Raw genomic sequence first — 22,958 nt, 5'->3', positions numbered from 1 at the left:
TGTAACCTTTTTTATTTTTTTATAAGACGGAATTACCTTAAACTCCTTTTATCTTACAAAATATTATTTATGATATTATTTAATTGACTGTATTCCATTAAGAAGGCGTCGTGCCCATGAATTGATTTGATCTCGTGATAGAAAACATCTTGTTTATTTTCCTTTAGCTTCTCAAAGCCATTCCTAATTTCAGAGGCAGGAAAAAATAAATCTGTATCTACAGAGATCATGTGCATTCGTGCCTGAATTTTCTGCATCATATTTTCATCAGCATTAATATTCATCAATAAATGATTCATCAATTGATATGATTTTAAACTAAATCTTTCGGCAAGAGATTTCCCATGATAATTAAGCCAGTTTTGAGATTCTAACGCTTGTTTTTCCTGAGTGTATTTGTTTTGAAATCTGTCGTTTAAAGACTGAGGTGTTCTGTAGCATAACATCGCATGAATTCTGGCTTTTTGTATCGGTTCATCATTTCCGTTTAATAAAAATTTCTGAACAAGACATTGTGCATGCAACCAATCATGAGTTTTAGAATCACAGGCAATTGGAATAAAAATTTCGGCCAAATCTGGCTTTTTTGAAAGCATTTCCCAGCCAATTGCGCCTCCTAAAGACCCTCCAATAAGGACATATAAATTTGTAATATGTAAAGATTCAAGACCTTTCAAAAATATATTTGCAATATCTGAAGGGGTAAAATCTGAATATTCATTAATAAAAAAATCGTCATATCCATTTCCGGGAATATTGAAACAGAGCACTGTATATTTAATTGTATCAATCACCTGATTTTCACCAATCAGTTGTTTCCACCAACCCTTTTCTCCGGCAACATTCGAGTTTCCGGTTAAAGCATGATTGACCAAAATGATGGGTGCTGAAAATAGCTCTTTCCCAAAAAGCTGATAGCTTAACAGGATATGATATTCTCTCTGAGAATCGGTTTTGTACAAAAAATTAATATGTTGCAGTTCTGTTTTCAAATTTTATATTATTATAAATAAATTTGAAAATGCCACGAGAAATGGCTGAAAAGAACTTCAGTAAGTTATCTGTCCAAAATAAATTATTTGGTAGAACGTAGCACCTTCTCTGCTTGCGCAAAGGGTTGCTAAGGTTTCACAGGGTCTATCCCTCAACCTTTCTTGATAACATTTTCAATATGTAAATGAACGAATGGTGCAAATATAAAACTTTTTATTTTAAAAATTAAAAAAAATTAACAAATATCATAAAACGTAATATCAGCGAGGTTTGTGGAAGATTGTTAATAATTATTCAGATTAAAAAAATTGGAATTATTTATCAAAAAAATTAACTTAGCCATGAAAATGGCTGAAAATGACTATCGAAAAGCAAAGATTACAAGATAAAGACTGGAAAAACTGGGGACCCTATGTAAGCAACAGGCAATGGGGAAATGTGCGTGAAGACTACAGCCCGAATGGAAATGCATGGCATTTTGCCAACCATGATATTGCAGAAAGCCACACTTATCGTTGGGGTGAAGAAGGTATCGCAGGGATTTCAGATCCTAAACAAATTTTCTGTTTTGCTCTTTCATTTTGGAATAAAAAAGATAAAAGAGTAAAAGAACGCCTCTTCGGATTGAGCAATCCGCAGGGAAATCACGGAGAAGATATTAAAGAAATTTTCTATTACCTGGATAATACACCTACTCACAGCTATATGAAAATGGTGTACAAATATCCGATCAACGAATTTCCTTATGATGATATTGTAGCCGAAAACGCCAGACGCACCAAAAAGGAACCTGAATATGAGCTTTTTGATACAGGAGTTTTTGATAAAGATGAATATTTTGATATTTTCATAGAATACTGTAAATCTGATGCGCATGATATTCTGGTACGTGTCACGGTCTGCAACAGAAGCGACAAAGATGCGCCCATTGTTGTATTACCTACAGCTTGGTTTAGAAATAACTGGAAATGGGGTTACAATGAATACAAAGGTCAGACAGTAGGGGGAAAAGAAGGTTGCATCGACATTGTTCACGACAGTATTCCCATCAAAAAGTTTTATTCAAAAAATAAAAATGCAGAACAGGTTTTTTGTGATAATGAAACAAATAATCCAAAACTTCATGGAACTCCGTTTGTAGAAAAAACTTACTATAAAGACGGAATCAACGATTATATTATTCATCAGAAAAACACTATAAATCCTGAGAAAAAGGGTACAAAAGCCGCTTTTATTATTGATCAGATCATTGAAGCCGGACAATCTGAAGTTTTTGAATTCAGATTATCGCCTTACGATATGGATGATGCTTTTTATCAGTTTGATGATATTTTTAATGCAAGAATTAATGAAGCGAATGAATTTTATGATGAAATTCAGCAGGATATATTTAATGACGATGAAAAAAATGTACAAAGACAGGCTTTTGCAGGACTTCTTTGGAACAAACAATTCTATCATTACAATGTCGGAAAATGGCTGAAAGGTGACCCAAATTATGAAGCTCCGAGAGATTTTAATCATTATGTAAGAAACACGGAATGGGAACATCTTCACAATAAAGATATCATCTCAATGCCCGATAAATGGGAATATCCTTGGTATGCGACTTGGGATTTGGCATTTCATTGTGTCCCGTTTGCTATTATTGATGCCGGTTTTGCGAAAAACCAATTGCTTTTGCTTACCAAAGAATGGTATATGCATCCTAACGGACAAATGCCTGCTTATGAATGGAATTTGAGCGATGTTAATCCGCCTGTGCATGCATGGTCGTGTTTCAGGGTTTTTAAAATTGATGAAAAAACAAACGGCAAACCTGATCTTTTATTCCTTGAAAAAGTTTTTCAAAAGCTTCTTCTCAATTTTACTTGGTGGGTCAACAGAAAAGATAAAAACGGTAAAAATATTTTCGGTGGCGGATTTTTAGGACTGGATAACATCGGTGCTTTTGACCGAAATATGGAACTGAAAGATGGCGAACATCTTGAGCAAGCCGACGGAACCAGTTGGATGGCGATGTATGCGCTAAACATGATGCGAATTGCTATGGAATTGGCTCAATATTATCAGGTTTACGAAGATATGGCCATCAAGTTTTTTGAACATTATCTTTATATTGCCGAAGCGATGGAAAACATGGGTGAAGGCAAAGAAGGTCTTTGGAACGAAGAAGATGGTTTCTTTTACGACGTTTTACAGTTGGCAAACGGAGAAAGTGTTTCTTTAAGATTGAGAAGTATCGTTGGGCTTATTCCCTTGTTTGCAGTTGAAATTATCGACCACCATTTACTGAGTAAGATGCCTAATTTCCGTGAAAGAATGGATTGGGTTTTAAAAAACAAACCTGAATTAACTTCTTTAGTTTCTCACTGGGACGAAGAAGGAAGCGGCAGAAAACATCTCATGAGTATTCTCCGTAAAAACCGACTTACAAAAGTTTTGACCAGAATGCTGGATGAAAAAGAATTTCTAAGTTCTTATGGAATCCGGGCTATGTCGAAGGTTTATGAAGAAAACCCGTTTGTGTTTACAGTTCACGGCAACAAAAATGTCGTTTATTATACGCCTGCAGAAAGTGACAGCAGAATGTTTGGAGGAAACAGTAATTGGCGAGGTCCGATTTGGTTTCCGATTAACTTCCTGATTGTCGAAAGTTTACAACGTTTTCATTTTTATTATGGGAACAGCTTAAAAGTGGAATTCCCTACCGGAAGTGGCGAAAAGAAAAACTTAGATGAAGTTGCTCAAAATATCAGCGGAAGACTCTGCTCTATTTTTCTAAAAGATGAAAGCGGGCAACGCGCTTTTAACGGTGGTAATTATAAATTTAATTATGACCCGAACTTCAAAGACTACATCACATTTTATGAATATTTCCACGGAGATAATGGTCGCGGAGTCGGAGCTTCTCACCAAACAGGATGGACTGCAACTGTGGCTAAATTAATGAAGCCAAGATTGGCGTAATGAGGTTAGAGTGTTTGAGTGAAATAATGTTTGAGAGTTATTGAATAAGTAAAATTTTCAATAACTCTCAAACACTAAAACTCTCCCACTTTATTTCTCAACTTTCTCTCCGTTTACAAAAACTTCGTACCCGATTTCTACATTAGGTTCAAGTGTTTTTGAAACTGAACAATATTTTTCAAAAGATAATTCTGATGCTTTTAAAGCTTTTTTAGGATCGATATTTCCTTCCAATAAAAACTTTACATTAATTGATTTGAATGGTTTTGCATCATCTACAGCAACTCTTTCGCCTTCTACTTCAGCTTTGAAATCTGTAATTTCCTGTCTCTGTTTTTTCAAAATAGAAACAACATCAATTCCGCTGCAACCCGCAACTGCCATCAAAACACTTTCCATTGGTGAAACACCTTTTGCACCTGGCTGAGATGTATTGTCTAACAAAATTGAATTTCCCTGTGCATTGGTGCATTCAAATAAAAAATCGTCGTTGAGTCTGTTTAGTGTAATTTTCATTATTGCTTATTGCTTATTGCTTATTGCTTATTGCTTATTGCTTATTGCTTATTGCTTATTGCTTATTGCAAAATTATAAAATCTTGCTTTACTAATTATTCGTAAATCAATCCTTGAGAATCCATTTGTTTCCTTTCTTCGTCGCTCATTGTTTTACGTAAAACTTTTACAGTATACGCACCTTTCACTTTGTTGTTGTCGTAATACATCCAGTCCGAAAGATTTTCAACATTTACAACGACCTCATCACCAAGCTTTACACCAATGGGTTCCATCGGTTCATTTTGTATAATGCCATGATATTTTCCGTAATCAAAAATGATATCGCCAATCCAGATGTGTTCACCGCCGCCACTTGGCGTATCAAACTTTTGTTTAATTGTGAAATTTGAGAAGTTTGGGTTTTTGCTCAAAAGCGCCTGATGAAAATCTGATTTAAAAGTTTTCTTTGCACTTTCAATAGCAGTATTCATTTCGTCATCTTCAGTTTCAACAAGTACCACATCGGGTTCTCCGTCTCTCTGCACTTTCTCTCTTTTATTTTCGCAGCTAATAGCTATCAACAAAAACAAAACTGTAATCAATAATTTTTTCATTTGCTTATTTTTATAAAATTCCTCTTGCTTTTATCTCAAGATATTTATTAATGACATCGACATTAAGATTTTCCGGGAGCGTGTAAACTGAATAAATTCCGTATTTTCTTAATTCCTGAATGATGAGTTTTTTTTCAAATTCAAATTTCTCAGCGATGATTTCATCATAAATCCCCTGCATACTTTCGGGATGAGTATTCATGAGTTTCTGTATCTCTGTATTTTTAAAGAATACAACCACCAATAAATGGTTTTTGGCGATACCTCTCAAATATTTCATCTGTCTGTTTAGACCATCCAATGTTTCGAAATTGGTAAATAGCAAAACCAAACTTCTTTGATTAATTGAGTATTTTACATCCTGATACAGTCTATTGAAATCACTTTCAAAAAAATCGGTTCTAATATTATATAACGCTTCAGAAATTTTTCTTAATTGACCTGATTTATTTTCGGCAGCTATTTTATTTTCGGTTTTCTTTGAAAAGGTCATCATTCCTGCGCGGTCACCTTTTTTCAGAATAATATGAGAAAGCGCCATTGTCGCATTGATCGAATAATCAAGAAGACTTAAGCCGTTAAAAGGCATTTTCATCGTTCTTCCTTTGTCAATCAACATAAAAATACGTTGCGATTTTTCATCCTGAAACTGGTTGACCATCAAACGATTGGTTTTAGAAGTCGCTTTCCAGTTGATCGTTCTTACATCATCTCCGGGAACATATTCTTTGATCTGCTCAAATTCCATCGTATGTCCCAGTTTTCTGATCTTTTTGATGCCTCCTAACAAAAACTCATTCTGAAGCGCCATCAACTCGAATTTTCTTAAATGAATAAATGACGGATAAGAAGCCAAAGAAGTATCTTTCTGAAATATAAATCTTTTTGAAACGAAACCGATGGGCGACGAAGCATAAACATTTAAAGCTCCAAAATTATATTCTCCTCGTTCTTTTGGTTCCAGAAAATATTGAAACAGCGTATTTTTACCGGACTGAATTTCTTTTTTAATTAAAAAATCCCGCTTCTGAAACTGAAAAGGAATTTCATCAATCACCTTTACATTGATTTTAAAACTATAATTATTTTTAATATCAACTTTCACAGCATTTTCATCACCATTTGATAATTTTTCAGGTAAAATTCTTTGTGCTAAAACAGCATCTTTTTGTCTGAAAACAAGCAAATAATCAACAAATGCTGTAAGGAAAACCAGTAATAAAATGCCATGCCCCAAAATCATAAAAAACGGAAAGAAAAATGCCAAAACATAAAGTATTCCTACACCGATCAGTGCGAAAAAAAAGCGGGTATTGATGTATAGGTTTTTCAAGGTTGCAGATTTTAGGTTTTAGGTTGCAGTTAAATACCGTTAAATGTTTTAAGTTATTTTAATGAATTGATAAGTCCGTTTAGCATTTTTGAAATTTCAATGATGTCCTGATTTAATTTTAAATAATGTTCTTCATTTAAAAATTTAAGATTTTGGGCAATAATTAATTGAGTTTCAACTTCTGCGCAACTTCCTCTTGCTATTTTTAGAAATTGTAAATAATCAGCAACACTTCTTCTTGAGTTTCCTTCAGCAATATTAGACGGAATTGAAATTGAAGCTCTTCTGATTTGTGATATCAATCCATACATTTCATTTTTAGGAAAATCATTTGTCAATTCATAAATTTCAGTTACAAAATTTATCGATTTTTGCCAAACCAAAAGTTCTTTAAAATTAGCCATACCTAAAAATTTAAAACTCGAATCATTACCTATAACCTAAAATCTCCTACCAGCAACCTACCTTGGAATCTCTATTCCTTCTAAAGTCTGTCTGATAATTTCATCAGCAGTCAAGCCTTCCATTTCTCTTTCAGGAGAAACAATTACTCTGTGTCTTAACACTGCGTAACTCGCTTCTTTGATATCTTCAGGCGTTACGAAGTCTCTGCCTCTTAAAGCTGCGAAAGCTTTTGAAGCCGTTAATAAAGCCAGACTCGCTCTTGGTGAAGCTCCCAAATATAAAAATTGATTTTCTCTGGTATTGATGATAATTTTAGCGATGTATTCGATCAGTTGAGACTCAACAATTATTTCTTTTACTAATTTCTGATAATTATTTAACTGTTGTGCTGTAATCACTTTATTTACTGCTTCAGTCTTGTCTTCAAGTCTGCTGTCATGCTGATTTTTGATAATTGCAACTTCTTGGTCCAGATTAGGATAACCTACATTGATTTTGAATAAAAATCGGTCAAGCTGAGCTTCCGGAAGTCGGTAAGTTCCTTCGTGCTCGATTGGGTTTTGGGTAGCAACGACAAGAAAAGGTTCATCCATTTCGTATCGGGTTCCGTCAATTGTAATCTGCTTCTCCTCCATTACTTCAAACAACGCCGCCTGCGTTTTTGCCGGAGAACGGTTGATTTCATCAATCAGAATGAAGCTTGAGAAAATGGGTCCTTTTTTAAATTCAAATTCAGAATTTTTCATGCTGAAAATTGATGTTCCTAAAATATCTGAAGGCATCAAATCCGGCGTAAACTGTATTCTGCTGAAATCAACATCAATGGTTTTTGCCAGTAATTTTGCTGTAATTGTTTTTGCAACTCCCGGAACGCCTTCAATCAAAACATGACCATTTGAAAGCAAAGCAGCCAAAAGATGTTCGACCATATCTTCCTGGCCGACAATTACTTTTGCAATCTCCGTTTTTACTTTATTTAAGTTTCCACGAAGCTCGATCATATCAATTCTCGACTCAAATTGGCTCTGATCTTTTTGTTCTTTATTTAAATTGATAGAATTTTGATTTTCTAAATTCTGATCATCATAATTTTCCATATTGTTTTGTTTTTATTGTTTTTGAAGATTTGGAATCCTCCTCTTCAAATTATTTTAAAATCTCATCCAAAAGACTATTTATTCTTGCTAAATCTTCTTTCATGACACTTGCATAAGGATCCTGCGCTTTTTTAATTAAAACAATAGCTTCGTTGACCATTTCTGCAGATTTTCCTGTTTTCAGTTGAAGTCTTTTGGCAAATTCTTCATCTAGATTTTGGGTATCGATTAGAAGATCGAGCCTTACTTTATTTAAAAAATATTGGGCTTTTTTCGCCATCATATCATGAAAGTCTCCTTCCTGTAAATAAAGATTTCCTATACTTTTTACAAAATCTGCCGACGTATTTTTTAGCGGTTCAATGATTGGAACTATACGCTGTTTACGTTTTACATTAAAGAATATAAATAAGACTAATCCTCCTAAAAACACCCACCAAGCATATTTCAAAGCTGGATTAGAAAGAATAAATCGCAATAAAGAACTCGATTCTTTGGTGTTACTTTCTACAAACCACAACGTTTCTCTGTCGCTTAAATATGAAAAAACACTTTGTGCATATTTTACATTTCCTGATTGTAAAAGATAATAATTCGTTAAAAAAAGTGGTTCGCAATGCACATAAATTTTCCCTTTTCCAAATGGTGCTTTGATGAAATTTGCCTGATCTTCATTGTTTTCTTCAACTGTTTTTCCTAAAATCTGAACATTCGGTTTAATGTAAGAAAAACCTCTTCCCGAAGGAAATTTATCTAATTTAATAAAATCATTCTGATATTTTTTATCGGTCAGTTTCAGAACATTCTCATTTTCATAAGAGATTTTAGAACCATAAAACCCAATCGTATCTGAAATATTTTTCGGAAGTCGGTTGGCAATAATCATCGCATCCGAACCTTTGGAAACCTCATCTAAAATTTTATTCCAAGATTCAGGATCGATTTCGCTTTCTAAGATGAGAATATTGTGTGGCTTTTTGTTTTTATCGGTGTAATAATCGTAAGGTGCAACGTCAATTTTTGTCAGATTATTTTTAAATAAATCTTTTGCTTCTTTATTAAAAACAAAGAGCCCAAAAGGAGATTTCTGATTGACATCAAAGTTTTTTCGCCAGTCTGTAACTTCCTTTTTATTCACTTCAAACAATGCCAAAATCACCATGATAATGATGAAAATAACAGCATATATTTTGAAAGTTTTATTCATTTTAAAGAAGTTTAATTAAGGTTTAAATCCGTGAAACTGATTTTTAAATTTGCCATAGCTTTGCTCATCAATACTAAATTCGCCATACCAGACATAATCGAAAATATAGGAAAGGTTGTAAAATTCATTTTTAAGATGCGCGGCTTTTAGTTCTGAGACATAATCTTTATTTGTTTTTTCGGGATTCCAAATAATGAGTTTTTTATCACTTAATTTTTTAAGAATAAACAAAAACTGATATCGAACTGCAGAACGGTAATCTCCATTATTCTCAAATTTTGCAATACTTTGTGGAAAGTTGATCTCATGAATGTTTTCATGAAGTTCTTCTTCGTTGATTTCTAATTTTTTATTCTTTTTACCAAAAAATAAGCTTCCTTTTGTATTGATTAAAAACTTAATGATGAAATAAAGTAGAAAACCAACCACGAGAATTGCAAAAAGTCGGATAACAACACTGGTAATATGCGAAGAGGTCTCTAAACTGGTGTCACCAAAAATACTTCGAAGAAGTTGAGCTATCTTACGCTGAAGCTTTTCAAAAAAAGATTCTCTGGGTTTTGAGGTGGTGTAATCAAAGTCATTTCCCTTGTATCTTGAAGGTAGATTTTCTTTAAATTTCCTCGGAAAAACCGTGTTCTCGGTTTGAGGATTGGCTTTTAAAACAGAATCTGCAACGTACATATTTCTGTAATGTGAAGTCACCACAGAATCTTCAATATACATTTCAGAATAATCGTCATCTTCATATTCCTGAGACTTGAAAGTCGCAAGATTGAGAAAAATCAGTAAAAAAAACAGAAATTTATCCATTGATACCAATCGTTTCAATTTCTTCCAACTCTATTTTCTGATGAAAATCTCTTCGGCTGTCGTAATACATCAATCCCGAATTTACATACAGCATATTCGATAAGAAGAATGATACCAAGAGCGAAATTCCATACATTACAAACATCATTACTCCGAGACTTCCGGCGAAAGGATTTTGTTCGAAATTAGCATCAGGCGCAGTCGTTGTAATTTTAAGCATGAAAAAAATCATTGGTATTACCGTAAAAATGGTCGTAATTACATAAAGAATAATTGAGATAACAACGGTAGAACCCCAATATTTCCAGAAAGGAGATTTTTCTCTTCCATTCGTGTAAGAAAACTGTGATCGTATAGAATAGCTTAAACTTTCGAAGAAGCCTCTTTTACTATTAAAATAATCATACATTAAAAATGTAATCACATTAAATAATGCAGGATAAACTAATACTATAAGAAAAATCCCGACAACAATTACTATCATCACATAAGAAATACCCATCAAAATGAGCGATAATGGCGTTACAATGAAGATCATTCCCAAACAAAGCTTTCCTATTTTGCCTGCATTTCTCTTAAAATCACCAAGAATATCATCAGTCCTTATCTTTGTTTCACCTTCCGCAAGTCTTTTAAGATAAAACACAGGAAATAGGTAATTGACAATCATCATGAGTAAAAAGAGCAGGAAAGTTATCAGTCCTATCACGACAAACATTCCGATATTATCCTCAAAATATGATTCAAAATAATAGCTTTCTCCACTCATATTTGAGCCGAATATCTGCATAATAAGTTCTCGATATCCGAAAATAAATATCGCAACCATCAGAATAAGCAAGAGCCCATTCAGCAGAATATAATTTTTGAAATAGTTTTTTCCGTATAATTTGAAAAAGGTAAAACTGTCGGTGATAAATGCTCCGAAATCTCTTTTTTTATAAAACTGCATCATTGATAGTGTTTTTTATTCGGCGGTTAACAATATGTGGATAGATAAAATAATAAAAACCAATAATACCCAGACAGCCAAAAATTATCAAAAGATTGAGAAATAAAGGCATATTTAGAGCATGTCTTGTAACATAACCTTCAATAATCCCGGCACATATCGTGAAGGGAACTGTACTTAAAAATATTTTGAATGAATTTTTGAATCCGTTTTTAAAAGAATTAAATCTTGAAAGTGTTTTTGGAAAAAGAATAGATGTTCCGAGAATCAAACCGCACATTCCTTCCACAACCATACTGAAAATCTCAAATGCTCCGTGAAGCCAGATTCCTTTTGCACTGTCACCTAAAGCTCCGTGTTCGTAGAAAAAATACTGGAAAGTTCCTACCATGACAGAGTTTCGCATCAGAAGGTATAGAGTTCCGAGTCCTCCAAAAATTCCGTAGATGTAAAGTTTTGCACCAACGATAATATTATTGAAAGTAATTCCTATTGTACTTCCCCAAGTTGAGCCATCCTGATAAACACCCACTGCGTTTCCGTTTTTGATGTTTTCGATAGTCATATTTACATATCCTTCGGTAAGGATAAGATTTGCAAAATCTTTATCATAAACTGCCGAAAGAACGCCAATCAGCATAAAAAAAATGAAGAACAAAAATGAGTAGATTAGATATCTCCTGTTTTCATAAACAATCAAAGGAACTTCTGTTTTAAAGAAATAAATAAGTCTATTTTCTTCGACTCTTTTAGTTTTATAAATTTTCTGAAAAATTTGAGAAGAAAGATGGTTTAGATAAACTGTTGTATTACTTTTGGGGTAATAAGTCTGTGCAAAAGAAAGATCGTTGACGAGGTTGATGTACAACGAAGACAGGTCATCAGGATTTTTTTTAATTTTCCCTTGAACAACCTGCTCAATTCCCAACCATTTTTCTTTATTTTGTTTAATGAAATAAACCTCTCTCATAATTGTAAGGCTAAAATAATAAAAATTATGTCTCAAATTGCGATTAATACCTCCCAAAATGTAAATATTAATTTTATCACGGCAAGTATCGGAGAACGAATGGTAGCTTACATTATCGATCTTCTCATTAAGGTGGCTTATCTTGTGGCGACGTTCTATTTATTTTTTAGTGTTTTCAATTTAGGATATATTCTAGATGGTTTAGATTCCTGGTCACAAAACGCAATCTATATCGTTCTTACACTACCTGTTGCTCTTTATCCGCTTGTTTTGGAAAGCTTAATGGAAGGGCAGACTCCCGGAAAAAAAGTAATGAAAATACGAGTGGTAAAAATCGATGGTTATCAGGCAAGTTTCGGAGATTATCTTATTCGTTGGGTCTTTAGGCTGATCGACACAACCTTTGCAGGAATTGTAGGTCTAATATCTATGATCGTTTCTACAAACAACCAGCGTTTAGGAGATATTGCTTCCGGAACAGCAGTAATTTCGCTTAAAAACAACATCAATATTTCTCATACTATTCTTGAAAATATCAACCACGATTATATCCCCACTTTTTCACAAGTGATCGGATTGAGCGATAACGATATGAGAATTATAAAAGACAATTACCTAAAAGCCCTTAGGATTGACGACAGACAGGTGATTACGAAGCTTTCAGACAAAATAAAAAGTATTCTCAAGCTAGAAGTCGATCCCACAAAAATGACCGAAAGACAGTTTATCGCAATTATTATTAAAGATTACAATTATTATACTGGGAAAGACAATTAATCAATGGTGAATTTTGCTTCGCAAGTGAATAGTGAATTTTTAAATATGCTTAATCAAAAATCAATTTATTGATTTCTAAAATTCATTTGTAGCAGATTTCTTAACTGCTTAATAGTAAGAAAGAATATTTGTAAATTAAAAACTACTGCAAAAGAGACCAAATTCCGAAACCAATACCAGCATAAGCTACAACAGTGATGATATCTGCAATAGGTTGAGAAAAGCGTTTTTCAGCAATTTTTTCAGCATTAATCTGATTCTTATGGAATTTCAGAACTTTTTCACGGTCACGAACCGGATGTGCAACCAGGCTGTCATTTTCCCAACGGTCAACGATTACTTTATAAGTTCTACCATCAACATCAATTTTAACATTTTTATTGGGTGCAAGTTTCTCCTGAATATTAACTGGCGCAGGTGTTTGCTGTAGATTCAGGTTTTGACTTTGAGACTTAGCCTTTATACTTTCCGCTTGTACTGAAGTCGTATTTGCAAGAGCAACATTGTTTTTAGATTCCTGCTTATTGTCGGTTGCCGTATCTACAGTTTTTTTAACCTGATAAGTGTAGCAACTCACAAGAGAAAGTGATAAAATGATAAGATAAAGATATTTTCGCATTAGCCAAATTTAAGAATTAAACGGAATATTTAATATTTTCTTTTAAAAGATTATGTTTTAAAAGAAAATTTCAGCTTTTTGAGGAATATAAAAGTGACAAGCAAAACGAATTGACCAGTCACAGTTTGCATTCAAATTTCTGCGGTGTAATTTTTGCAGTTTTATTTTAATTAAATTTAAACTATGAAATTAGAAAACAATAAATCCGGAAATGGCGGAGTGATTACACTTAGCAACGAAATTAAAGAAGTAGGAAGATTAACGTACACTATTTTCCCTGAAGACAATAAATTGATTATTTCTTTCGTATTGGTTCACCCCGAATTTGAAGGTCGTGGGATGGGAAAATTTCTTGTTGAAGAAGCTATTAAATTTTCAAGAGAAAACAAGTGGAAAGTCTATCCGCATTGTTCGTACGCAAGAGCTGTAATGAGAAGAATGAATGATGTGCAAGATATTTTTTTACAGAACTAAAACTTCATTGAGCAGAATATCTTCAATATCATCAGGATAATTGACCTGAAAATGAAGATCCGAAGCTACCCAGTTTTTAATTTCTTCTACATCTAAAATTTTAGAATTCGGAATTCCCATTTTGTCTAAAGCGCAGGCATTGCATTCCTGTTCGTATTGATTATGAATGGGAATTACAAACAGTTTTTTATCCATAAAAAGTGCTTCGGCGGGAGTTTCAAATCCTGCATTGCATAAAATTCCGTCACAGTTTTCGAAATATTTTAAATATTGAATTTCATCAATTGGAAAAATCTCAACATTTTTTTCTTTTCTCTGAAGTTTGCTGTTTTTAGAAAAAACCTTCCATTCTACAGGAATCTCACTTAAAACTTTGATGATATTTTCGTCAGAAAAACTAGGCAGGTAAACTACGTAAAATCCTTTTTTATCAGGATTCAGGTTTCTTATTTTTCTTCTGATGACTGGTTTTTTAATTTGTGAATGATAATTTTCAAAATGAAAACCTATCTTCTTTTCACTCGGAACGTAATATTTTAAAATCAACTCTCCGAAAAAGTCTTTGTTCACTGGTTTTGGGGTTTCTTTAAAACTCATTGAAGCCTGATGACTCAGCTCAATCATATTTAAATTTTTAGTTTTACAAGCCCAACCTGTTAATGGCTCGTAATCATTGATAATTAAGTCGTATTTACTTAAATCGATTTGTTTAATGGTTTTAAAAGCTTCGAGAAAGTTATTTTCAAAAAGGATTTTTTTATAGGAAATTCCTCCTCTTTTGTTATAAAGCAAAGAAACACCTTTATGTTGGAAGTTAATGGGGAAATCGGCTTTTAATTGAGATTGATGACCACTGATCAAAGTATCAACAGAAGCATACTTTTTAAGAATAGGAATGATTTCCTGTGCGCGTGCAACATGACCGTTTCCTGTTCCCTGAAATGCGTATAAAATCTCCATTCTACGTAAATTGAGTTACAATTTTCAAAAGATCCGAATTATTGATGTCCTGAATCTCTTCCGATTCATCGTCTTTCAGCAAATGTTTATGATCTTCGTAATGAAAGATTTTCCATTCGTTCTGATTAAATTCGAGAGCAGATAGATTTTCAATCCAGTCGCCGGAATTAAAATAAGTACAAGATCCTTTTTTAGTGACAACTTCACGCATTTGCGGCTGATGAATGTGCCCGCAAACTACATAATCGTAACCATTGTCAATGGCCAATTCAGAAGCAGTCAATTCAAAATCACCAATATATTTTACCGCTTTTTTTACATTGTTTTTAATTTTTTTCGAAAACGAGTATTTTTCTCTACCCATTTTTTCTAAAAACCAATTGACAACATTGTTGATGACGATTAAAAGGTCATAGCCTTTGCCGCCAAGTTTGGCAATCCATTTTGAATGTTGTACCGATGCATCAAAAACATCTCCATGAAAGATCCATGTTTTTTTATCATTGACTTCAAGACAAAGTTTGTTGCAGACTTTGAGCTTACCCAATTCAAAATCTGTAAACTTTCTGAACATTTCATCATGATTACCCGTAATATAATAGACATCTGTGTTTTTCGTAGCAAATGAAATGATCTTTTTGATCACTTTCAAATGAGGCTTAGGGAAGTAAGACTTTTTAAACTGCCAAATATCAATGATATCACCATTTAAAACTAGCGTTTTCGGTTGAATAGAATTTAGATACCGTAGAAGTTCTTTGGCCTTACATCCGTAAGTTCCCAAATGTACATCCGAAATGATAACAAGTTCAACGTTTCTTTTCAAATTGCAGAATTTATCTTACTAATGATCAAAAGTGATCGCCATACGTGTCAGTATTTTAATTTACCAAAGATGGCGATTGCACAATTGATTCTTATGCAAAGAAACTAATTGAAAATGAATTGTATATGAATGCTATATTATTTTTATTGTAAACTACATTAAAAAATGCCACGAAAACACAAATCTTGGATTCGTGTTTTCGTGGCAAGAAATAAAACTTTGCTACAAACAGCAATTTTATCTTTATAAAGACTCTAAAAGTTCGTCAGTAATTTCCATGTTATGATAAACGTTTTGTACGTCATCATCTTCTTCAAAACGATCAAGCATTTTCATATTTGCTTTAAACTGATCTAGAGTAACTTCTTTTATATTATTCGGAATTCTTTGCAATTCTGCACTTTTAGCTTCTATTTTTAGCTCATCTAATTTGTGAGATAATGAACCGAAATCTTCAAAAGCAGTTGTAATCATTACTTCTTCTTCATCTTTTTCTACATCTTCCGCTCCACCGTCAATCATTTCCATTTCAAAATCATCCCAATCCATTGTAACTTTAGCTAGATCGATAGTGAAAATCCCTTTTCTGTCGAAAATAAAAGCTAATTCACCATTTTTTCCAAGGTTACCGTCAAACTTATTGAAAATGGCTCTTACGTTAGCAACAGTCCTGGTAGGATTATTTGTAGTACATTCTACAAAAAATGCAACGCCACCTTGTCCGTAACCTTCATAAGTGATCTCTTCATAATTTTCTGCATCGGCTCCACCTGCTTTTTTGATGGCTCTTTCAACATTATCTTTCGGCATATTGGCGCCCTTTGCATTCTGGATACATCTTCTCAATGCAGGGTTAGCTTCAGGATCTGTACCTCCGGCTTTTACCGCTAATGCAATGTCTTTACCTATTTTAGAAAAAGTCTTGGCCATTTTGTCCCAACGAGCCATTTTTGAGGCTTTTCTATATTCAAATGCTCTTCCCATTTTATAATTTAAATTTTGACAAAATTACTTAAAATCAACAACAAAAAAAATACCCCCAGAAACCTGGAGGTATTTATTATTTAGAAAATTAAATTATTTTCTTCTTTTCTTAGCCGGAGCTTTCTTCTTAGGAGTAGCTGGTAAGTCAGATTTTTTGTAAGTATCCCACTCTGCACCAGAGATTCCTCTTACAACAACTCTTCTATCAGCTTGTCTTTCAGCATCAGAAGCAGTTTCATCAACAGTAGCTTCTTGCTCACCGATACCGATTGATTTCAATACTGATGGGTTAACACCTCTAGCTTCTAAAGCAGCAACTACAGCAGCAGCTCTTTGTCTAGATAAGTTCAAGTTATAAGTATCGCTACCTTTTTTATCAGTCATACCAACGATCACAAAGTTTTCAGCTGGTGCTTCTTTAATAATTCTAGCCGCTTGATCTAATTTACCATTAGATTGAGCTCTGATAGTAGCTTTGTTAAAGTCAAATAATAGATCTCTAAACTCTTCTGTTACTTTTTCAGCAACTGGCTTAGCTGGTGGAGGAGGACATCCGTTGAATTCTGGAACACCAGGAACTGTAGGACATGCATCATCTTTATCTAAGATACCATCACCGTCTGTATCTGGCCAAGGACAACCGTTGTTTTCTGCAGGACCTGCAACAGTAGGACAAGCATCATCTTTGTCGATAATACCATCACCATCTGTATCTGGCCAAGGGCAACCATTGTTTTCAACCGGACCAGCAACATCTGGACACTGATCGTCTTTATCTGGAACTCCATCACCGTCTGTATCAGGACATCCTTGGAATTCTGGTAAACCTGGTGTATCTGGACATAAATCGTCTTTATCTAAGATACCATCCTTATCTCTGTCTCTGTTCCCGAATCTAAAGTTCAAAGAAGCAGAAGCTTGCCAGAAATTAGCATAGTTCGCTTTATCACCTGGAGTAGAAACATAATCACCTTGTACACCTAAACCGAAGTTCTTTGTTAACCAGAAGTTAACACCTGCACCTGTAGACACAGTAAAGTGGTTTGCTTTACCCATTTCCATCCCATTATCTCCGTTAGAAGTCATTTCTGCAGGATTTCCGTTGATGAAAGTTTGTCTTGGGAAAGAAAGAGCTGTGTAATCATGTCTTAAATAGTTTGCACCTACTCTCAAGTAAGGATCAAACCAAGACTCTTCGTCCCAAATTAAACCAGCAGCTTTAGCTTGAAAACCAAGACCAGTCATTAACATAAACTCTTTACCCATGTTAAGTCTTTTGTTCTCAACATTTCCAACAGAAGTTTGCCAGTCAATAACTAAACCTTTGCCAATGTTTCTAGCAACTGTTAATTTAGAAAGTGGTGGTGTAATAGAAAAATTGTTCATATTGAACATATTCTTCGTCAAATTAGTAGCAGAAAACGTGTTACTGAAATTATCACGCTGTGCTGTATGGTTTTCCGCATGAGCACCAACCCCGATCATCCACGGATTGTTGGTAGTCTGAGCGAAAACAGTAGAGGCAACCGTAAGCGCCAATGCTGAAATTCCTAATTTTAGATTTTTCATAGAATTAAATGATTAAATAATTGATATTGCAAAATAAATATAATTTTTCTTTATAAACAAAGTTTTCAGGATGATTTTTAACTTTTCTTTAATATTCTGTCCAGGTTTCTTTTATTTTCTCTATCTTTTATCGCCTCTCGTTTATCAAAGAGTTTTTTACCTCTTCCCAGTGCGATTAGAATTTTAGCCTTTCCTCCATCATTTATATAAAGTTTTAACGGGATTATTGTATTCCCTGCATCCTTAAGTTTTTTTTCAAATTTTAACAATTCTCTTTTGTGCAAGAGCAACTTTCGTTCCCTTTTTGTCTTATGATTATAAAAAGTACCCAATTTATATTCGTCGATCATCATATTGATGATATACAATTCACCATCAATGAACTGACAAAAAGACTCTGTAATAGAGGCTTTAGACGAACGTAAAGATTTAATTTCGGTACCTGTCAATACCATTCCTGCCTCTATTTCTTCTAGAATCTCATATTCAAATCTTGCTCTTTTATTGAGTATCCTGACTGTTTTTTCAATCTTCATATTCTTAAATTTTGTTATGAAATATACAAAATTTGCTTTCATATAAAAACTTGAGTATTACATTATTATAATTTACCCAAATTCTTTTCGTAATTTTGCGCCAAATTTACAAAACTATATGTTAACAGTATCTAATTTATCTTTACAATTCGGGAAAAGAGTTCTTTTTGACGAGGTAAACATTATGTTTACGAAGGGAAACTGCTACGGAATCATCGGAGCTAATGGTGCAGGAAAGTCTACATTCCTTAAAATATTAACTGGAAAACAAGACCCAACAACAGGACACGTATCTTTGGAACCTGGAAAAAGAATGTCTGTTCTTGAGCAGGATCACTTTGCGTACGATCAATTTACTGTACTGGAAGCGGTTTTAAGAGGTAACAAAAAATTATTTGAAATAAAAGAAGAGATGGATGCCCTTTATGCAAAGGAAGACTTCTCTGACGAAGACGGAATTAAAGCGGGTGAACTAGGCGTTGTTTACGATGAAATGGGCGGCTGGAATTCAGAATCTGACGCACAAACCATGCTTTCAAACGTCGGCATCAAAGATGACATGCACTGGCAAATGATGAGTGAGCTGGAAAATAAGGACAAAGTAAAAGTTCTTTTGGCTCAGGCGCTTTTCGGAAATCCTGATGTATTGATTCTGGATGAACCTACGAATGACCTTGATATTGATACAATTTCTTGGTTGGAAGATTTCCTTGCTGATTATGAGAATACGGTAATCGTAGTTTCTCACGACCGTCACTTCTTAGATACGGTTTGTACGCACATTGGAGATTTAGATTACGCTAAATTAAACCTTTACACAGGTAACTACTCTTTTTGGTATCAAGCTTCTCAATTAGCGACAAGACAAAGAGCTCAGGCGAACAAAAAAGCGGAAGAAAAGAAGAAAGAACTTCAGGATTTCATCGCAAGATTTAGTTCAAACGTTGCAAAAGCTAAACAGGCTACTGCAAGAAAGAAAATGATCGATAAACTAAACATCGATGATATCAAACCTTCTTCAAGAAGATATCCTGCAATCATTTTTGAAATGGAGAGAGAAGTGGGTGATCAGATTTTAGATGTAAAAGGTCTTGAAAAAACAAAAGATGGAGAATTATTGTTCTCTAATATTGATCTTAACCTTAAAAAAGGAGATAAAGTTGCTGTTTTGTCTAAAAACTCTTTGGCAATTACAGAATTTTTCGAAATTTTAGCAGGAAACGTTCAACCGGACAAAGGAGCTGTTGCTTGGGGAGTTACAACTAATCAATCTCACATGCCTTTAGACAATACAGAATTCTTTAAAGAAGATATCAACTTAGTTGACTGGTTGAGACAATTTACCAAAAACGACGAAGAGCGTCACGAAGAATTCATGAGAGGATTCTTGGGAAGAATGCTTTTCTCAGGTGATGAAGCTTTGAAATCTTGTAAAGTACTTTCAGGAGGTGAAAAAATGAGATGTATGTTCAGTAGAATGATGCTTCAGAAAGCAAACGTTCTTTTATTAGACGAGCCTACGAACCACTTAGACCTTGAAAGTATCACGACTTTGAACAACTCATTGTCTAACTTCAAAGGAAACCTTTTGTTGGCTTCTCATGACCACGAAATGCTTTCAACTGTCTGTAACAGAATCATCGAATTGACTCCAAACGGAATCATCGACAGAGAAATGACTTACGACGAATATCTTGCTGATAAAAAGATAAAAGAATTAAGAGAAAAAATGTATTCTTAATTTTAGAACAACATTAAAATTCATAAAAAACTCCTCAAAAAAAAAGTAGACTTTGAGGAGTTTTATTTTTAAATATTTAGTTAAGATTATTTAGTCAGTTTTGTTTTAGGCAAAGTCACGGTTCCCGGATCTTTCCATAAACCGTCTTTTTCAGCACGTTTTTTCACAGCTTCTGCTCTTTTATTGCTGTCCGGATGAGAATTAAACATTTTCTGGAACCCAGACTGGGCTGTTCCGCCTTCAGACAATAACGCCAACTTTTTAAATGCAGTGTAAGCTCCAACAACATTATAGTTATTTGCTTTCATAAAATCGTAAGAATAAGTATCTGCCTGAGATTCTTGTTTTTTACTGTGAGAAGCATCCAAAAATTCATTTGCCATTTTCCCGACTTGGCTTTCATTTAATGTGGCTACTGTAGAAGAAGCCGATGAAGCAGCGTCTAAAGCAGCAGCTTTAAGATAAGCAGACTTGATCGCATCTTTTGTATCTTCATTTTTAACGTGACCAATTTCATGGCCAATTACAGCCAATAATTCATCATCAGTCATAATATCCATTAACGAAGAAAAAACACGAACACTGCCATCTGCGCAAGCAAATGCATTGATATCTTTTACTTTATAAACCTTATAATTCAGGTTTAAACCGTCCTGAGATTTGTGTTTTCCAAAAAGTTTATTCAGTCTTACCGTGTAAGGATCTTTCGGGCCAGCAACTGGATTATTCTTATCCATATAATCGACCGATTCTTTAGATAATTTTACAGCATCTGCATTAGAGAAAGACAAAGCTGAAGCTCCTTTAGAAACGACACCTGCAGCCTTTCCAAGATTAATTTTCTGAGCTTGTACGCCCACAGCAGCACTTAGCAAAAGTGCAGAAACTAAGATTTTTTTCATAATTAATAATTTGTGCCGTGAAGATAATACTTTTCCTCAAAATAAAATCCTTTTCCGGCAATACCGAAAAAGGATTTTTAATATTAAAAAAAGAAATTATTTTAAACAATAAAGAGACCTGCAATTGCTGCGGCATCCGTTCCGCTAAGAACCTCATCGTAAGCTGCAGATCCTGCTGCTGCTCCAAAGGCAGTAGCTGTATTAAATCCAGCCTGTAATGTCACATCTTCGCCTGCATATACTGCATTGGTTGCTGCAGGCATATTACCGCCATTTGCCAATTCGATCCACCCTTTATTAGCACGCATTCTTCTTACCTGAGAGGCATGTCTTGCTTCCACAGAGTGAATCTGTAAAGCTGCCTGAAGAACTGTTTTATTAGACATCACATTTCCAGCCTGTCCTTTATAGGCTCTCACCCCGGTATCTTCAAAAGCTTGCGCCAAAATCAAGAACTGCTGATAATTTGTAAATGGTGTGAAACTTCCTCCAGCTGTAAAATCGAAAGTGGGTTTTGCTGCTGGCGCTGTTCCTAATGAAGTCAGTGTACTTTTTAGAAAAGCAACATGGGCTGCTTCATGTTTAGAAATCTGCATAAAAACAGTACGGTCTGCTGTAGGAATCAAAGTTCCTGCATTAAGACCCAATCTGTAATATTCATCTTCTAAATATTCCAGAGTTAGTGCTAGCTGCAGCGCATCGGTTAGTGCACTTTTCATTGTAGTTCCGGGAACTGTATCTGTAAGAGTTTCCGCTTTCGCTGTTGTGGTCATTAAACCTGCCAAGCCTAATGGAAGAGCTGCAACTGCCGCCTTTTTTCCAAATGCTGAAATATCTGAAAGCGAACCTGATCTAGACGTTTGTCTTGTAAAAAAAGAATCGTCTGAAAGTTTATCTAGTAATTTAAGAATATTCATAATAAAAGATTTAATTTGATTAGTTTATACCTTGCTCTTTCCAAGTGAACGGAGTTTTTATAAATCCACCTGCTGCCATTACAATCTCTTTAGGCTCTTTAGCCACATCGAGTCCGTTGGCATTGATTACATCATCTCCTGAAAACGCTGCTGTACCAGGATTAATTAAATCTCTAATTGCTGCGGCATGTCTGGCTTCTACGGAAACAATTTTTCCGGCAAGTACCAGATATGCAGGATTGGAAATATATTTGCCCGCTGCGTTATAAGCTGCAACACCAGTATCTTCCAGAGCTTTTGCTGTAGCTAATACTGAGTTTCTGTCATTAAAATTTACACTTGGATATTGAAATTCTAAAGTAGGTAAAACATTATTCGTTGCGCCGGAAATAGCTGCCTTGAAAAAGTCGCGGTGTATAACTTCATGGTGATAAAGATCTGTAAGAATTTCTTTTTCGGCACTTGAGATGCCGGTGTAGAAATTATTAACGACTTTAGTGTAAAAATCGGCCTCGAGCTGCTCAAGGGCATATGCATAGTTTAAAACACCAACATCACCTGTTCCCAAATCAAATATTCCGTTATTTTGTGTGTAGTCAAAATTATCGTCATCGCAGCCTATCAACGTGAGGCCGGCAACGGCAATACCAATGCCGCTCAGTTTTAGAAAGTTTCTTCTGCCGGTATCCAGAGTTGCTCCCTGGTTAGAAACTTGAATTGTTTTTTTCATAATATAATTTTTAAATGGGTTTATATTTAAAATCATGTACGAGAGTCACAACAGTTTGGTTTTAATAAATT

23 protein-coding genes and 1 riboswitch are annotated in these 22,958 nt (G+C 34.4%); of the genes, 4 read left to right on the top strand and 19 right to left on the bottom strand.

The window, feature by feature from the left end:
* Positions 1-53 precede the first annotated feature (53 nt).
* Positions 54-992: an alpha/beta fold hydrolase gene (locus EG358_RS19995; protein ID WP_076557544.1), complete on the bottom strand. Its 939-nt coding sequence runs from the start codon at positions 990-992 to the stop codon at positions 54-56.
* Between the two features lie 62 nt (positions 993-1,054).
* A riboswitch (SAM riboswitch) is annotated at positions 1,055-1,164 on the bottom strand.
* 186 nt (positions 1,165-1,350) lie between these two features.
* Between EG358_RS19995 and EG358_RS03780 the strand changes: the two genes are divergently transcribed.
* Positions 1,351-3,963, top strand: a complete 2,613-nt coding sequence (locus EG358_RS03780; protein WP_076557542.1) for an MGH1-like glycoside hydrolase domain-containing protein — start codon at positions 1,351-1,353, stop codon at positions 3,961-3,963.
* Between the two features lie 90 nt (positions 3,964-4,053).
* Here EG358_RS03780 and EG358_RS03775 read toward each other — a convergent pair whose 3' ends face one another.
* The 9 genes from EG358_RS03775 to EG358_RS03735 all read right to left on the bottom strand — a co-directional run bounded on the left by EG358_RS03775 (position 4,054) and on the right by EG358_RS03735 (position 11,852).
* Positions 4,054-4,479, bottom strand: coding sequence for an OsmC family protein (locus EG358_RS03775; protein WP_076557540.1), 426 nt, complete (start codon positions 4,477-4,479; stop codon positions 4,054-4,056).
* A 95-nt stretch (positions 4,480-4,574) separates the two neighbouring features.
* On the bottom strand, positions 4,575-5,075 hold the full coding sequence (locus EG358_RS03770) for a DUF2314 domain-containing protein (protein ID WP_076557537.1): 501 nt from the start codon (positions 5,073-5,075) through the stop codon (positions 4,575-4,577).
* A gap of 10 nt (positions 5,076-5,085) precedes the next feature.
* Entirely contained in the window at positions 5,086-6,408 is a 1,323-nt protein-coding gene (locus EG358_RS03765) for a DUF58 domain-containing protein (protein ID WP_076557535.1), read from the bottom strand.
* Between the two features lie 53 nt (positions 6,409-6,461).
* Positions 6,462-6,812, bottom strand: a complete 351-nt coding sequence (locus EG358_RS03760) for a four helix bundle protein (RefSeq protein ID WP_076557533.1) — start codon at positions 6,810-6,812, stop codon at positions 6,462-6,464.
* Between the two features lie 57 nt (positions 6,813-6,869).
* Positions 6,870-7,910, bottom strand: coding sequence for an AAA family ATPase (locus EG358_RS03755; protein ID WP_083676967.1), 1,041 nt, complete (start codon positions 7,908-7,910; stop codon positions 6,870-6,872).
* A 49-nt stretch (positions 7,911-7,959) separates the two neighbouring features.
* On the bottom strand, positions 7,960-9,117 hold the full coding sequence (locus EG358_RS03750; RefSeq protein WP_076557531.1) for a DUF4350 domain-containing protein: 1,158 nt from the start codon (positions 9,115-9,117) through the stop codon (positions 7,960-7,962).
* Positions 9,118-9,132: 15 nt separating this feature from the next.
* Positions 9,133-9,930, bottom strand: a complete 798-nt coding sequence (locus EG358_RS03745) for a DUF4129 domain-containing protein (RefSeq protein WP_076557529.1) — start codon at positions 9,928-9,930, stop codon at positions 9,133-9,135.
* Positions 9,923-10,885 (bottom strand): DUF4013 domain-containing protein, encoded by a 963-nt coding sequence (locus EG358_RS03740; protein ID WP_076557527.1) that lies wholly within the window; start codon positions 10,883-10,885, stop codon positions 9,923-9,925. The genes EG358_RS03745 and EG358_RS03740 overlap by 8 nt, the downstream gene beginning before the upstream one ends.
* Positions 10,869-11,852, bottom strand: a complete 984-nt coding sequence (locus EG358_RS03735; RefSeq protein WP_076557525.1) for a stage II sporulation protein M — start codon at positions 11,850-11,852, stop codon at positions 10,869-10,871. The genes EG358_RS03740 and EG358_RS03735 overlap by 17 nt, the downstream gene beginning before the upstream one ends.
* Positions 11,853-11,879: 27 nt before the next feature.
* Between EG358_RS03735 and EG358_RS03730 the strand changes: the two genes are divergently transcribed.
* Entirely contained in the window at positions 11,880-12,629 is a 750-nt protein-coding gene (locus EG358_RS03730) for an RDD family protein (protein ID WP_076557523.1), read from the top strand.
* 142 nt (positions 12,630-12,771) lie between these two features.
* Here the strand turns inward: EG358_RS03730 and EG358_RS03725 are convergent, their stop codons facing one another.
* Positions 12,772-13,248 carry a hypothetical protein gene (locus tag EG358_RS03725; RefSeq protein ID WP_076557521.1) on the bottom strand — a complete coding sequence of 159 codons (477 nt, stop codon included), beginning with the start codon at positions 13,246-13,248 and terminating at the stop codon, positions 12,772-12,774.
* A gap of 183 nt (positions 13,249-13,431) precedes the next feature.
* Here EG358_RS03725 and EG358_RS03720 point away from each other — a divergent pair, with 183 nt between their 5' ends.
* Complete coding sequence (locus EG358_RS03720) at positions 13,432-13,722, top strand: GNAT family N-acetyltransferase (RefSeq protein ID WP_076557519.1); 291 nt, start codon at positions 13,432-13,434, stop codon at positions 13,720-13,722.
* Here the strand turns inward: EG358_RS03720 and EG358_RS03715 are convergent.
* From EG358_RS03715 to smpB, 5 genes are all read right to left on the bottom strand, one after another.
* Positions 13,711-14,682, bottom strand: coding sequence for a glycosyltransferase family protein (locus EG358_RS03715; protein ID WP_076557517.1), 972 nt, complete (start codon positions 14,680-14,682; stop codon positions 13,711-13,713). The genes EG358_RS03720 and EG358_RS03715 overlap by 12 nt on opposite strands.
* Before the next feature lies 1 nt (position 14,683).
* Positions 14,684-15,508, bottom strand: a complete 825-nt coding sequence (locus EG358_RS03710; protein ID WP_076557515.1) for a UDP-2,3-diacylglucosamine diphosphatase — start codon at positions 15,506-15,508, stop codon at positions 14,684-14,686.
* Positions 15,509-15,751: 243 nt separating this feature from the next.
* Positions 15,752-16,492, bottom strand: coding sequence for a YebC/PmpR family DNA-binding transcriptional regulator (locus tag EG358_RS03705; protein ID WP_076557513.1), 741 nt, complete (start codon positions 16,490-16,492; stop codon positions 15,752-15,754).
* A 93-nt stretch (positions 16,493-16,585) separates the two neighbouring features.
* Positions 16,586-18,061 (bottom strand): OmpA family protein, encoded by a 1,476-nt coding sequence (locus tag EG358_RS03700; RefSeq protein WP_076557511.1) that lies wholly within the window; start codon positions 18,059-18,061, stop codon positions 16,586-16,588.
* Positions 18,062-18,138: 77 nt separating this feature from the next.
* Entirely contained in the window at positions 18,139-18,597 is a 459-nt protein-coding gene (gene smpB / locus EG358_RS03695) for an SsrA-binding protein SmpB (RefSeq protein ID WP_076558031.1), read from the bottom strand.
* 118 nt (positions 18,598-18,715) lie between these two features.
* Between smpB and EG358_RS03690 the strand changes: the two genes are divergently transcribed.
* Positions 18,716-20,338, top strand: a complete 1,623-nt coding sequence (locus tag EG358_RS03690) for an ABC-F family ATP-binding cassette domain-containing protein (RefSeq protein ID WP_076557508.1) — start codon at positions 18,716-18,718, stop codon at positions 20,336-20,338.
* An 86-nt stretch (positions 20,339-20,424) separates the two neighbouring features.
* Here the strand turns inward: EG358_RS03690 and EG358_RS03685 are convergent, their stop codons facing one another.
* The 3 genes from EG358_RS03685 to EG358_RS03675 all read right to left on the bottom strand — a co-directional run bounded on the left by EG358_RS03685 (position 20,425) and on the right by EG358_RS03675 (position 22,887).
* Positions 20,425-21,240, bottom strand: coding sequence for a M48 family metalloprotease (locus EG358_RS03685; protein ID WP_076557506.1), 816 nt, complete (start codon positions 21,238-21,240; stop codon positions 20,425-20,427).
* 101 nt (positions 21,241-21,341) lie between these two features.
* The gene (locus EG358_RS03680; protein WP_076557503.1) at positions 21,342-22,157 is read right to left on the bottom strand and encodes a ferritin-like domain-containing protein; all 816 of its coding nucleotides are present in this window, start codon (positions 22,155-22,157) and stop codon (positions 21,342-21,344) included.
* Between the two features lie 19 nt (positions 22,158-22,176).
* A complete protein-coding gene (locus EG358_RS03675) occupies positions 22,177-22,887 on the bottom strand; it encodes a ferritin-like domain-containing protein (RefSeq protein WP_076558030.1) in 711 nt (236 codons plus the stop codon).
* Between the last annotated feature and the right edge of the window lie 71 nt (positions 22,888-22,958).

Source organism: Chryseobacterium indoltheticum (genome assembly GCF_003815915.1).
Lineage (GTDB): Bacteria > Bacteroidota > Bacteroidia > Flavobacteriales > Weeksellaceae > Chryseobacterium > Chryseobacterium indoltheticum.
This window is presented reverse-complemented; position numbering and strand designations above follow the sequence as displayed.